At 38.1% G+C, this 13,041-nt stretch carries 13 protein-coding genes and 1 riboswitch; of the genes, 7 read left to right on the top strand and 6 right to left on the bottom strand.

The window, feature by feature from the left end; genetic code table 11:
* Positions 1 to 169 precede the first annotated feature (169 nt).
* Genes FG383_RS11540 through FG383_RS11530 form a run of 3 tightly spaced genes read left to right on the top strand, consistent with a single transcriptional unit; the run spans position 170 to position 3,841 of the window.
* Positions 170 to 2,395, top strand: coding sequence for a ribonucleoside-diphosphate reductase subunit alpha (locus FG383_RS11540; protein ID WP_142607540.1), 2,226 nt, complete (start codon positions 170 to 172; stop codon positions 2,393 to 2,395).
* Positions 2,383 to 2,838, top strand: a complete 456-nt coding sequence (locus tag FG383_RS11535) for a flavodoxin (RefSeq protein ID WP_142607539.1) — start codon at positions 2,383 to 2,385, stop codon at positions 2,836 to 2,838. Before FG383_RS11540 ends, FG383_RS11535 begins: the two co-directional genes overlap by 13 nt.
* The gene (locus tag FG383_RS11530; protein ID WP_142607538.1) at positions 2,810 to 3,841 is read left to right on the top strand and encodes a ribonucleotide-diphosphate reductase subunit beta; all 1,032 of its coding nucleotides are present in this window, start codon (positions 2,810 to 2,812) and stop codon (positions 3,839 to 3,841) included. Before FG383_RS11535 ends, FG383_RS11530 begins: the two co-directional genes overlap by 29 nt.
* A gap of 49 nt (positions 3,842 to 3,890) precedes the next feature.
* Here the strand turns inward: FG383_RS11530 and FG383_RS11525 are convergent, their stop codons facing one another.
* The 6 genes from FG383_RS11525 to FG383_RS11500 form a co-directional block, all read right to left on the bottom strand.
* On the bottom strand, positions 3,891 to 4,265 hold the full coding sequence (locus FG383_RS11525; protein ID WP_142607537.1) for a VOC family protein: 375 nt from the start codon (positions 4,263 to 4,265) through the stop codon (positions 3,891 to 3,893).
* A gap of 279 nt (positions 4,266 to 4,544) precedes the next feature.
* Positions 4,545 to 5,045 (bottom strand): DUF1697 domain-containing protein, encoded by a 501-nt coding sequence (locus tag FG383_RS11520; protein WP_185907920.1) that lies wholly within the window; start codon positions 5,043 to 5,045, stop codon positions 4,545 to 4,547.
* Positions 5,046 to 5,079: 34 nt separating this feature from the next.
* Entirely contained in the window at positions 5,080 to 5,835 is a 756-nt protein-coding gene (locus tag FG383_RS11515; protein ID WP_246096975.1) for an energy-coupling factor transporter transmembrane component T family protein, read from the bottom strand.
* On the bottom strand, positions 5,816 to 7,186 hold the full coding sequence (locus tag FG383_RS11510) for an ABC transporter ATP-binding protein (protein WP_246096974.1): 1,371 nt from the start codon (positions 7,184 to 7,186) through the stop codon (positions 5,816 to 5,818). The genes FG383_RS11515 and FG383_RS11510 overlap by 20 nt, the downstream gene beginning before the upstream one ends.
* On the bottom strand, positions 7,179 to 7,757 hold the full coding sequence (locus FG383_RS11505; protein ID WP_246096978.1) for an ECF transporter S component: 579 nt from the start codon (positions 7,755 to 7,757) through the stop codon (positions 7,179 to 7,181). The genes FG383_RS11510 and FG383_RS11505 overlap by 8 nt, the downstream gene beginning before the upstream one ends.
* A 4-nt stretch (positions 7,758 to 7,761) precedes the next feature.
* Positions 7,762 to 8,343 carry a YkoF family thiamine/hydroxymethylpyrimidine-binding protein gene (locus FG383_RS11500; RefSeq protein WP_142607534.1) on the bottom strand — a complete coding sequence of 194 codons (582 nt, stop codon included), beginning with the start codon at positions 8,341 to 8,343 and terminating at the stop codon, positions 7,762 to 7,764.
* A gap of 80 nt (positions 8,344 to 8,423) precedes the next feature.
* A riboswitch (TPP riboswitch) is annotated at positions 8,424 to 8,529 on the bottom strand.
* A gap of 108 nt (positions 8,530 to 8,637) precedes the next feature.
* Between FG383_RS11500 and FG383_RS11495 the strand changes: the two genes are divergently transcribed.
* From FG383_RS11495 to FG383_RS11485, 4 genes are all read left to right on the top strand, one after another.
* Positions 8,638 to 9,612, top strand: coding sequence for a 2-hydroxyacid dehydrogenase (locus tag FG383_RS11495; RefSeq protein ID WP_185907919.1), 975 nt, complete (start codon positions 8,638 to 8,640; stop codon positions 9,610 to 9,612).
* A 175-nt stretch (positions 9,613 to 9,787) separates the two neighbouring features.
* Positions 9,788 to 11,851 carry a bifunctional diguanylate cyclase/phosphodiesterase gene (locus FG383_RS11490; protein ID WP_185907918.1) on the top strand — a complete coding sequence of 688 codons (2,064 nt, stop codon included), beginning with the start codon at positions 9,788 to 9,790 and terminating at the stop codon, positions 11,849 to 11,851.
* Between the two features lie 63 nt (positions 11,852 to 11,914).
* Complete coding sequence (locus FG383_RS20920) at positions 11,915 to 12,055, top strand: hypothetical protein (RefSeq protein ID WP_185907917.1); 141 nt, start codon at positions 11,915 to 11,917, stop codon at positions 12,053 to 12,055.
* A 53-nt stretch (positions 12,056 to 12,108) separates the two neighbouring features.
* Entirely contained in the window at positions 12,109 to 13,035 is a 927-nt protein-coding gene (locus tag FG383_RS11485) for a DUF2971 domain-containing protein (protein WP_142607531.1), read from the top strand.
* The last annotated feature ends 6 nt before the right edge of the window (positions 13,036 to 13,041 follow it).

The following is a 13,041-nucleotide window of genomic DNA, read 5'->3' as shown; positions in this document are numbered from 1 at the left end:
AAGCGAAGGACACTCTCTTAATCTTTCCGATTTAATTGTCCTGTTGTTTCCTACTTTACATTTTGAGCGTTGGCTCAGCCGAAGAGGTTTGAGACATCGCTTTTTATATCCACAAAAGTGCACACTCCTCATACCAACCCACTAACCCAATAAATAGGGAGGAATTTACATGACAACTATTTCAAACACAGAAAAACAAGAGGTATTACATAAACTAATCCAAGAATTTGGAGAAGAAAAAATAGCACCACTTATAAAAGCACACGAAAGATGGACAATGAAATTTCCAGAAGGGACAATTTCGGAATGGTCCAAGTCGATGTCGCTAGAAGCACTAAGCTATTTAGACGAACAAGAAACGTATTGGACGTTTGTCGCAGCTCGTATCCATTTAGCAGATGTGTATGAAGAAATAGCGATGAATAGAGGGACAACTCCCGACGCAGTATATAGAAAATTTGCAAGCAATGTGCAAAAACTCATTTCCAAAGGACTTTACGACAAGCGCATTGCTGAAGCGTACTCAGATGAGGAATTACAACAGCTAGCGGAAATAATCGTGCCAGAGCGTGATTATTTATTCACCTATATCGCATTGAAAACATTGCTAGATCGATATGTTGCAAAAGACTTTGATAAGTCAACTGTCGAGCTTCCACAAGAACGCTGGATGATGATTGCTATGACGCTAATGAAAGACGAAAAAGAAAATCGTCTTGCCAAAGTAAAAGAGTCTTACTGGGCAATGAGCAGCTTATATATGACTGTTGCAACTCCAACCTTATCGAATGCAGGGAAACCTCATGGGCAGCTTTCAAGTTGTTTCATTGATACAGTCGATGATAGTTTACAAGGAATTTATGATAGCAATACAGACGTTGCGACCCTTTCAAAATTTGGCGGTGGAATCGGCGTATATATGGGGAAAGTAAGAAGTAGAGGTTCGTCGATTCGTGGATTTGTCGGAGCATCAAGCGGGGTATTGCCATGGATCAAACAATTAAATAATACGGCAGTAAGTGTCGACCAGCTTGGTCAACGTCAAGGGGCAATTGCTGTCTACTTGGATGTTTGGCATAAAGATATTTTCACATTTTTAGATTTGCGATTAAATAATGGAGATGATCGTCTTCGCGCACATGATATTTTCACAGGGGTATGCCTACCAGATTTATTCATGGAAAAGGTAGATGCACGTGAAGAATGGCATTTATTTGACCCACATGAAGTTCGCCAGTTAAAAGGTTATTCATTAGAAGACTTTTACGATGAAAAACGTGGCGACGGGTCATTCCGCGAAAAGTACGAGGAATGTGTGAACGACAGTCGTTTATCTCGTGAAACAGTGCCGGCAATCGATTTGATGAAACGTATTATGCGCTCTCAACTCGAAACGGGTGTACCTTTTATGTTTTATCGCGATGAAGTAAATCGAAGCAATCCAAATAAGCATGCAGGTATGGTGTACAGCAGTAATCTATGTACGGAAATTTTCCAAAACCAAAGCGCTACTTCTTTCGAATCGATTCAATTAGAAGACGATATTATTGTAACTCGTCGTAAACCTGGAGATTTCGTTGTTTGTAACTTATCTTCTATTAATCTTGGACGAGCAGTTCCAGCAGATGTTTTGGAACGTCTTATCAAAATACAAGTGCGCATGCTTGATAATGTAATTGACTTGAATATGATTCCAGTTCCGCAAGCGCAGCGCACGAATGCAAGATATCGTGGAATCGGTTTAGGTACTTTTGGATGGCATCATTTACTTGCTTTAAATAGCATTCGCTGGGAATCAAACGAAGCAGTAGAGTTCGCAGATAAGTTATACGAAAAAGTCGCTTTCTTAACGATTCAAGCATCTAATGAGCTTGCGAAAGAAAAAGGGGCATATCCTTTATTTGAAGGGTCGGATTGGCAAACAGGAGCTTACTTTGAAAATCGCAACTACGAGAGCGATCAGTGGAATGAACTGCGCCATGAAGTAGCTACAAATGGTATTCGAAACGGCTATTTAATGGCAGTTGCACCGAACTCATCAACATCTATTCTAGCTGGAAGTACGGCGAGCATTGATCCGATTTTCCAAAAATTCTATTCCGAAGAGAAGAAGGATTATAAAATTCCAGTAACAGTGCCAGATTTGAATTCAGAGACAACATGGTTTTATAAATCAGCTTATTTCATCGATCAACATTGGACATTAAAACAAAATGCGGCACGCCAACGTCATATCGACCAAGGTGTTTCGCTAAACTTATACGTGCAAAACACCATTAAAGCAAAAGAATTACTAGACTTACACTTAGAAGCTTGGAACAGCGGGCTGAAAACGACTTATTACGTTCGTTCTACTTCCGTTGAATTAGTAGATTGTGACTCTTGCTCAAGCTAATGAAAGCAATCATTTGTTACTTAAGCTATAGCGGTAACACAGAAGAAATAGCTGAATTAATAAAGGATCATCTCGAAACAAGTGGATATGTTGTGGATATGTATATGATAGGATTCGGCGCAGTGCCGGACCTATCCACATATGACAAGTTGTTTTTTGGAACGTTTACATGGGATAGAGGAAGCACACCGGATGAAATGAAAGACTTCGCTCGGGAAGTTGGCTATAAACCGGAAAATGTATATGTATTTGGTTCTGGGGATACCCAATTTGGCGGAGATGACTTATTTTGTGGAGCTGTGGATAGATTAGTGAAGTTCTATAACTGTAACTACGACGGCTTAAAGATAGAGCAATCCCCAAGGGGAAGCCAGGAGAAAATAGTAAGTAAATGGATAGAAGGAGTTTTAGAAAATGGAGAAAGCAAAAACATTAGACCCTAGAAATCCTAATAAATCGACAGGAATTTTTAACGGCAAATCAAGTGGTATTTTAAATTGGAATGATATCGCTTATCCACACTGGTATAAAATATATAAGCGATTACTGGGAAATTACTGGCAAGCAGACGAAGTGAATATGTCGAGTGATGTAAAACAGTTCAAAAATTTAACGAAGCCAGAGCAAGATGCTTATTTAAAGGTTATCGGGTTACTTGCAACGCTTGATGCGCCACAAACAAGAACAGCATTATTACTGTCGTTATATGCAACGGATCCTTCCGTTCAATCCATTATGGCTGTAATCGCACAGCAAGAAGCGGTTCATAACGAAAGTTACTCATATGTTTTATCATCCGTTGTATCACTAGACCAACAAAATAAATCATTTGAGTTTGGAAGAACTGACGCTATTTTGTTGAAAAGAAATGAAAATATTGTTAAATACTATAATGAATTTGTGGAAAACCCTACAACTGAAAATATAGTCAAAACATTAACATATACAACATTATTAGAAGGCTTATTTTTCTATTCCGGTTTCGCATTTTTCTACAATTTAGCCCGTTACAATAAGATGGTTGGTACATCTACTATGATTAGCTATATCAACCGGGATGAACTGGAGCATGGTCGCTTTATCTCCGAATTGTTTAGAGCTACGTTATCCGAAAATCCAGAGCTTAATAACGAAGAACTAATAGGCTGGGTTTACGACCAATTCAAAGAATCGGTCGAGCACGAAATCGAATGGTCTAATTATGTTTTAAAGGACATCGAAGGAATCGATTTAGATGATATGGAAGGCTATATCAAATATCGTGCAAATAAAATGCTGCGTCTGCTCGGGCTTAATGAAATCTACCCTGAATATGTAGAAAATCCGATGAAATGGATTCGTGCATATGCGGACAATATAGATGGTACGAAAACAGATTTCTTTGAACAAAAATCTCGCCAATACGTTAAAGTGAATGCGATTGACAATGGATTTGATGATTTGTAATAAGCATAAGCGCTGGATCAGTTATGGATGACTGATCAAGCGCTTATTTTTATACTTTATTCCATTCTAAAATTTCAATCCGATTACCAAATGGATCATTTAAATATATTCGATTAGCCCCTGGTAAATCGGTATCTACAATGTAGCTAACTTCATTTTCCGTTAAATGTGTTTTCAGCGCATCCAAATTTTCTATTTGAAAAGCTGGGTGTGCTTTTTTAGCGGGCGCAAATGGTTCTTCAATGCCAATATGAATTTGATAATTTGCAAATGTGAACCAGACTCCGCCTTTTTTTCTTAATGACTCTGGCTTTTCGATTTCTTGAAACCCTAGTATTCCACTAAAAAACTGCTTTGCAATTGCTTCTGAACCTTTAGGAGCTGCTAATTGAACATGATCGATTGATTTAAAAATAAATGACATGATAAATCCCCCTTGTTTTGTTCTAGTTTAAGCTTAACCTAAAGTGAGTCATTTGAAAATTTTATTATAATTATAGATTGGAATAAATAAAACTAATGACCAGTTGGATTTCCCATTAAAGTATTTTAAACTTTTAACATTAAATGGTGAAGAGCAACTAACAGGCTAGTGAGAGCAATCAATTAAGAAGCAAGGGCAACCAAATCTACAATGAAAGCAACCAATTCACCATTGAAAGCAACTAAAAAAGTTTCCACCTCTAAACAAGGTGGAAACCAATTACATTTTCATCACTATTTTATTTACCGTATTCTTATTTCGAGCGGTAGATGCCATGTCAAGTTTCTTTTCAAAAAAAGCATTCGTAAATTTTGTCTGATGATAATTTTTCGACAAGCTAATAATGACATTTCGACGATTCCATACTACAAACTCATCATCTATTAAACTATCTAATAATGCTAATTGCTCGTCGGAAACTTCATGTGCTAAAAACATGACGTACACTTGATCTTTCAAGAAAATGGGATGTTGCTGAATCTCTTCTAGTTCTTCATTTGACCGGACAACGACTGGTATATCAAAGCCGTACGTTTCACGAAGCGCATTTTCCAATCGTAGAATGTCATACGCTGCGTTATCAAAAATCACATTCCCAGTTTGAATATACGTCCGCACATTTTCATAGTCCATTTCTTCAAACAACGCCTTTAATGACTTCATATCGACTTTATTTTTAGCGCCCAAATTAATCCCACGAAGTAAAGCAACAAAAGACACACTCATCACCCCTTAGTTAATATCTATTTCTATATTAACTAAGCCACAGCCCATTCGTACAGCTTAAAACTAATACAATTAAAAACAAAACGACTAATACTACATCTACTTTTCCAATCGAGATCACTTGGAAATAACTACTTCTACGCTCTCCCGTAAAGCCTCTTGCTTCCATAGCAAAAGCTGCACGCTCAGCCTTTCTAACAGCACCAGCAAGCATAGGAATTAGTATACGACGGATACCAAGCAACCGCTGCAAAGCATTTTTCTCCTGAGCAGCACCTCGAAGTCGATGAGCTTGTTGGATTTGCACAAATTCATCTTTTAAAACAGGAAGGAACTGATAACCGACCATCACACCATAAGCAATTTTAGGAGAAAGCTTTAATTGTTGCATTAAACTTAAAATAAACGTCACAGGATTCGTTGTGAAAGCAAATAATAAAGACAAACTAGAAAATGCTAAAACCCGAAAACTCAACGAAAGTGCATGATTTAACTGTACTTCCGTAATATGCATATTCCAAATAGACCACACAACAGGTCCTGATTGCTCCTCGGCAAAAACAAGCGTCGTCCAAAAGTAACCGAAAGCCGTCACGAAAAACGGCAGCATAAACAACAACCATTTTTTCCAGTTAATCTGGCTTAAGAAAACTTGTAGCACTAACACAGCAATCCAAAATACAAACGGCGTCCAAGGATCGAAAAAAAACGCCATCGTGAACATACAAACAGTAATTGCCAAAAACTTTACGGATGGATTCATCTTATGCAAAGCATGCTTCACGATGCATCACCTCTTTCGGAGGAAGCAGATGATGGTCCAACAACAATTGCTCATCACTCCACATAGCCCCAGCTTCAAACTTCCCAGTCAAACACCCATCCCTCATCAATAACACAGAATCCGCCAAACAATATGCAAATTCCATATCATGCGTGACGATTAAAAATGTCGTTCCCTCGCAAGCACGCTCATCAATCAATTGAAATAACTCAGCTAAAGCTGCAGCATCCTGACCGGAAGTAGGTTCATCCATTAAAATTACTTCTCGACCGTCGGAGAGCATGGCTGCAATCGCCACACGACGTTTTTGCCCGTGACTCACTGCAAAGGGATGTGCATCCGCAATAGGGAACAACTGCAATCGAGTCATCATTTCATCCACATTTATTCCACCGCCAAATCCAACTTCATCTTGCACGCTTTTAGTTAGAAATAAAAACTCAGGAGACTGTGGAACATACCCTAGTAACTTAGGCTCTACAGACCCGCTAGAAGGAATTAGCTGACATAATGCTTTCAACAGCGTGGACTTTCCGCTTCCATTTGGCCCGGCAAGCACTGCTATCTCACCCCGATTTAACGAAAAAGTAGTTTCTTGTAAAAAAGACTTTGCGCTTACTTTATTCACTACTAAAGAAACGTCGTCTTGTTTACTACTTTTTCTCTTGTCAAAGGGAGGGGGCTCCTTGTTTTCCTTTAAAGAAATGCTTCTATCAAAAAAATCTCCCCATAAATCGAGTCTATGCTCAATAGCAACTATGGTCATCGAACGCTTTTGCTGTAGCTCATCTAACCACTCAACATACTTTTTAGCCGTATATGGGTCTAGATGAGAAAGCGGTTCGTCCAATAATAGCACTTCCGGTTGCATTATGAGCGCACATGCAGTAGCAATACGTTGTTTTTGACCACCAGAAAGTTTTTGGATAACTGAGTGGCGAAACTCACTCAAGTCCGTCAGTGTCAACACTTCAGAAATCCTTTTCTCCATTTCTTCTCGCCTCACGTGCAAATTTTCAAGTGTAAAAGCGAGTTCTTCTTCGACTGTTTGCATGCAAAACTGCGAGTCGGGGTCCTGAAAAACTGTAGAAATTCGGTGATTTATTTCCCCGGGAATAAAAGAAGAGCTATCTTTCCCGAAAATTTTTATCGAACCATTCAAAACACCATCGCAATTATCTGGATACAATCGATTACATAAATAAAGCAAAGTTGTTTTCCCACATCCACTTGGACCGTTGATAACTACCCGTTCACCGCGCAAAACGGTAAGTGAAAGATCCTCAAGTATCCATTTTTCCTCATCCGGATACCGAAAACTCACTTGCTCAAATTGAATAATTTTATGCACGAGCCTCACCCTTTTTGGAGCGTGAAATCGCATATCCACGGAGAGAACCAGTGGCAAGTAATCCATCTGCTACTGCTTTACCACCTACTCCGGCAATCATTGCCCCACTTGCTATACGAATGCCAAGCATTAACGCCACATATCCAGTGCTATACACTGAAAATCCACCTAAAAAGTACCCATAAACAAAGCTAAATACCGAAGAACCGACTCCAGCAAGCATCAGTACCCATAGATCAAAGCGTTTATAACGAGTAGCAGCAAACACAGCTTCCGCCCCTAAACCTTGCACGAGACCTGAAAGTATTAAACGTGGTCCAACTGCATTGCCGAGTAAAACTTCAATTGCAGCAGCGATCGTCTCCGAAACGACTGCAGCACCAGGTTTACGAATAATATACATACAAATAATTGAGACGATAAACCAAATACCGAAAATCCATTCATACGCAATTGGACCAATAAAACCTGACCAAATATTACCAACATGTACAAACAATAAATACACGATTCCAAACACTACAGAAAATAAAGACATTAGAACAATCTCTTTTAACTTCCAAGATTTCAACATATTAAAGACCTCCGTGCGAAGGACTATTAATACTCATCGAAACTGTCATGACCAAGTGTTTATGTTCTTCAGAACGGGCGTGCGTAAATGTCTCTTCATAAAATGCAAACACATCATGTATATCTCCGTGAATACCGCTTGCATAATGCATGGATTCATTGAAGACACCAAGCTCTTTTGCACGTTCTACTTCTCTGTAAATGACGTCCATATAATTCGGATTATTCATTGGATATAGTGCAAATTGAGAAGATACGTATTGCTTCGTCGTATCCGTATTTGCGACGTTATCACCTTTATCTAAATACGCATCTCCTGAAGTATCCCCGGGACAACCGGCAGAGAAAGTCCCTGATAACGCAACGTGCTCACCAGTTTTGGCAGCATGTAGCGTAAGTGCTTTTGCGACGTTAAACACATGCACCTGTTTCCCGCGAATAACTGTCGACACATCATCTGTATGCATCCAAACATTCGAGGTATCCGTTTCTTGAAGTGCTCCTTTAATCACCGAAATAAAATCATTTGTCATCGGATGTAATGAAAAACGAAATCCGACGATAGGGCTTAAACCACATTGCATAATAAAAAACCTCCCGATAAATTTTCATAAAAAAAGACTACATCCGTGAAGATGCAGCCACTTATCCAATATGAAAAATTCGGAAAGTCACCGCACTTCCTCACGCAGGTATTATCCTGATCGAGTTATAAGGGATCGGAGCAAATGCTCGCATCTCAGCCATAATGGGCACCCCTAGTGCGAAAAACGGTATGTAGTTTTTTAAATGTGCCCCCAGTATACCCTACGAAAATATTATTGTAAATATAGTTGAAAAATTTCATTAACTCGTCCATGCTTAAATCATTAAGATATATGGAGGTAAAAGGTTTGAAAAAAATATTTATCACTCGTAAATTACCAGATGAAATAGTAAATCCATTAAAAGAAAAATTCGAGGTAAAGATGTGGCATAGTGAAGAAATTCAAATGACATATGAGGAGTTAAAAACGGAAGCAAAAGAGGCACATGCACTTTGGACGGTGCTTTCAGATAAAGTAGATCGTGAATTGATGGAAAGTCTACCGAACTTAAAAGTAATTAGTAACTTAGCAGTTGGCTACAATAATATTGATGTCGAAGCAGCAAAAGAGCGTGGTATCGTCGTAACAAACACACCAGGTGTATTAACGGAAACAACAGCGGATCTTACATTTTCCTTGCTTCTTGCTACTGCACGTCGTGTGACGGAGGCAGAACGTGATCTTCGTGCAGGTAAATGGAAATCATGGACGCCGATGGGGCTAACCGGTATGGATGTTTTTGGTGCAACGCTTGGAATTATCGGCATGGGGCGTATTGGAGAAGCTGTGGCAAGACGAGCAAAAGGATTTGGAATGAAAGTCTTGTATCACAATCGTTCTCGTAAAGTGGAAGCAGAAGAAAAATTCGGCTTCACGTATGTTGAACTGGACACACTTCTGCAAGAGTCAGATTTTGTTGTTTTATTAACTCCCCTAACACCTGAAACGAAGGGGTTAATCGGTGAGCGTGAATTGGAGCTTATGAAAGAAACGTCCGCCATTATTAACGTCGCACGTGGTGGTGTTGTTGATGAACAAGCTTTGTATGAAGCGCTAACGACAAATAAAATATGGGCGGCAGGACTCGATGTATTTGAAGTAGAACCAGTGCCAATGGATCATCCATTACTCACATTACCGAATGTAACGGTGCTACCTCATATTGGAAGTGCTAGTATTCATACTAGAATGGCAATGATGCAGATGAATGCTGAGGATATTGAAGCCGTATTAGAAGACAAAGAACCGGAAAATAGAGTAGTTTAACCTAAATGGCGTTCTTGCATTGAAAAGTTATCAATGTAAGAATGCCTATTTCGATTTCCTTTTGAAACTACTATTGTCCCAATTAGCACTTCGTACTTTACACATATTTTGGTATGAGTATTTCGAAAATATGGTATAGTTTTAGTATAATTATCCAATGGAAGAGGTGGCAATTGTGTTTCGAAATGGCGATCTATCGAATGTAATCGGCCTGGATGTTGAGTACTCTATACCAATCGTAATCTTGTCATTCTTTCTTATTTGTATCGCTTCGTATACAGCATTAGAGATGAACAATCGTACGGAATATCACACTATTTTTCCTCAAAACGTGTGGTTTGTACTAGGTGCCATTGCATTAGGTTTTGGAATATGGTCCATGCATTTTGTAGGAATGTTCGCCTTTACTTTACCCATTGCTATTCGTTTCGATCGTTTTCTAACAGTAATCTCTATTGTTCCAGCACTCCTCGCTTCATTTCTTTCATTTTATATAGCAAATCGAACGACCAGGTCATCGTGGTATAAGCATATTCCAGGTGTAATAACAGGTATAGGAACGGTTATAACCTTTTATGTTGTTATTCTTGCTATGAAAACAGAAGCGTATTATACAGTAAATTTAGGAGTACTATCACTTGCAATAATTGCGACTATTATTTTTTCAATTGTTTCAAACCGGATATATAGAAATGTTAAACGGACTCGATTGACTCAGCTATTAGCTTCTATTGTACTAAGCATAGCTGTCGGTAGTATGCATTACATTGGTGTAGGATCGATCGGTTTTTATATTCCCGATTACTATTCGCCAACTTCCAGAACTTTTCAGATGGTTAATATGGATTTGCTAGTAGTTAATATTACGATAGGAATGATTATTTTACTTGGAATATTAATATTATCGACTGTTATTGATAAATATATAGAATATAAGGCAGTGAATTTTGATATATTAACCAACCTTCCAAATCGACGTTTATTTGAACTAAAACTAAAAAAACCTGAATTTCCACAATATCTAGCTATTTGGCATATACATGATTTAGATCATGTAAATAGAGAGCATGATTACCAATTTGGAGACGAAGTGATTCAGCATATTGCTTCTATTTTAAAAACGCTAGTACCTCCCAAGACGGAAATTTACCGAATAGAAGGACATAGATTTGGTTTTTTGGTAAAAAGTTCAGTTGATGTTCACTTACAACAATCAATGGATAGTATTTCTGATGTGCTTCGTCAACCGCTCGTCGTTCACGGGAAGGAAGTTTTACTACAAGCAGTATGCGCAATATCGAAAGCAAATAATTACGAGGAAGTCGAAAATATTTATACTAATGCACTTGCTGTATTAAACCATCGATCGATCCTGTATAATCACGACGTAATCCATTATGATTCGTCTATACATACATATACATTCGAACGTGAAATCGCAGAAGATATTACACGTGCAATGCAGGAAGAAGAGCTTTTTCTTTTATACCAGCCAAAAGTAAATGGAAAAACAAATGAAATTACTGGGTTCGAAGCATTACTTAGGTGGAATCATCGGACCCATGGGTTTATTTCGCCCGGCGTGTTTATCCCTATTTTGGAAGAATATAATGGAATGGTAGAGGTAACAGATTGGATTGTGGATGCTGTATGTAAACAAATTTCAGAATGGCAAAAAGAGGGGATGTTCTTACCGAAAGTCGCGATTAACATACCAGGTCAATATGTCACTTCCTCGAGGTTATTTACAGTTTTGCAAAATACTATTTCGAATTATAAGACGAAACCACAGCAAATAGAGTTAGAAATTACCGAAACAAGCTTTATGAAAAATATGGAGGAAGCGATGAAAGCAGTTCGTAAATTCCGCCAAGCAGGTTTCTCCGTAGCACTCGATGATTTTGGAACTGGTGTATCTTCGCTATCTTATTTAAAACAAATACCCATATCTACCTTGAAAATAGACAAGTCATTTATCGACGAAGTACCGCACTCAGAAAAAGACTCTTCTATTATTCAAGCAATTATAGGACTCGGAGAATCTTTAGAATTAGCGATTATTTTTGAGGGAGTGGAAACAAAAGGGCAATTAGAGTTTCTAAAGACTGCATGTAGAACCCCAGTAATACAAGGTTACTACTTTGCTAAACCGATGAAACCAAATGAACTAATCAAATGGATCCAACTTTTTAGAAGTTCGAATAGTGAAGTTGAAAATAAAAGCCCTCAATTTACTTAATAGAGGAACAGTCTAAACAAAATATGCACATAGCTTTTCAATATGCTCATGAAGTAGTTGCCTATGATACGTAAAGGTTTGAATGGAATGCTTTCTCCGGGTATATTTATTCCTATTTGGAACTTTGAAGAGACCTTATTTGTTCAAGTGACGATTAATATTCCGGGTCAGTATGTCACTTCACGGAGGTTATTAGAAGTATGAAAGCATACATTAAACGATGATGCCAGAGCAATTACAAGAATGGAGGATTAAAGATGTCGAAAGGACAGTTTGAATCAGAAATGAATAGTCACCCAATCGATTCAAGGTCACTTATTCCATTCATTAGCAAAGAGTTCAAAACCCATTTTACGAAAAATATTACGGCGTTGTATCATTACACGAATCTAGAAGGAGCCCAAGGGATTATTAGCAATAAAACCTTTTGGGCTTCCCATATAAAGTTTATGAATGATTCCAAAGAATATAGCCACGGCTTAGAAATATGTGAAGCGATTGTACAAAACTTAATACAGGAGTTTCCGAAAGAAAATCCAAGGCGTGCCTATTTGGAAGAAGTATTTACAATTTTAGAGGAACAAGATACCGATATTTTTGTCGTATCTTTTTGTGAAAGAGAAGATTTACTTAGTCAATGGAGAGGCTATAGTCGTAGCAAACATGGTGTATCTATTGGCTTTGACTATGTTGCTCTTTTTGACGTATCCTTTCATCTAAGTGAAGAAAATTTTTTTCCAAGAAAAGTAATTTACAATCATCAACTACAACAGCAAATTATTCATCGCATTATCGAAGTTGCATTAGCTAGTATAGAAATGAATGCCGACAAAACGGCATATACACCGAAAGAAGTAGCAAGAACTATTGGATACTTCTTACCTCTCTTTAAGCATTCTACGTTTTCCGAAGAAAAAGAATGGCGGATCATCGTAACAAACTCCAAAAGCATGCCCTATCAACACGAATTGAAATTCCGTGCCCGCGATAATATTATTTTGCCTTATATCGAATTATTAACACATAACAAAGTAACGCAAAATGATAACAAACTCCCAATCAATCAAATAACAGTAGGTCCCTCTGGAACGAATGAGTTCACGGCAAGAAGCCTTAACTATTATTTAAAAAATGTTGGATATCCAACCGTACCAATAAAAATTTCACATATTCCATATCGCTAATGAGGG

This window comes from Psychrobacillus soli (assembly GCF_006861775.1).
Classification (GTDB): domain Bacteria; phylum Bacillota; class Bacilli; order Bacillales_A; family Planococcaceae; genus Psychrobacillus; species Psychrobacillus soli.
This window is presented reverse-complemented; position numbering and strand designations above follow the sequence as displayed.

Coding starts and splice junctions, on each gene's coding strand:
- FG383_RS11540 (WP_142607540.1), top strand. CDS start 170: ATGACAACTATTTCAAACACAGAAAAACAAGAGGTATTACATAAACTA.
- FG383_RS11530 (WP_142607538.1), top strand. CDS start 2,810: ATGGAGAAAGCAAAAACATTAGACCCTAGAAATCCTAATAAATCGACA.
- FG383_RS11525 (WP_142607537.1), bottom strand. CDS start 4,265: ATGTCATTTATTTTTAAATCAATCGATCATGTTCAATTAGCAGCTCCT.
- FG383_RS11500 (WP_142607534.1), bottom strand. CDS start 8,343: ATGCAATGTGGTTTAAGCCCTATCGTCGGATTTCGTTTTTCATTACAT.
- FG383_RS11495 (WP_185907919.1), top strand. CDS start 8,638: ATGGAGGTAAAAGGTTTGAAAAAAATATTTATCACTCGTAAATTACCA.
- FG383_RS20920 (WP_185907917.1), top strand. CDS start 11,915: ATGATACGTAAAGGTTTGAATGGAATGCTTTCTCCGGGTATATTTATT.
- FG383_RS11485 (WP_142607531.1), top strand. CDS start 12,109: ATGTCGAAAGGACAGTTTGAATCAGAAATGAATAGTCACCCAATCGAT.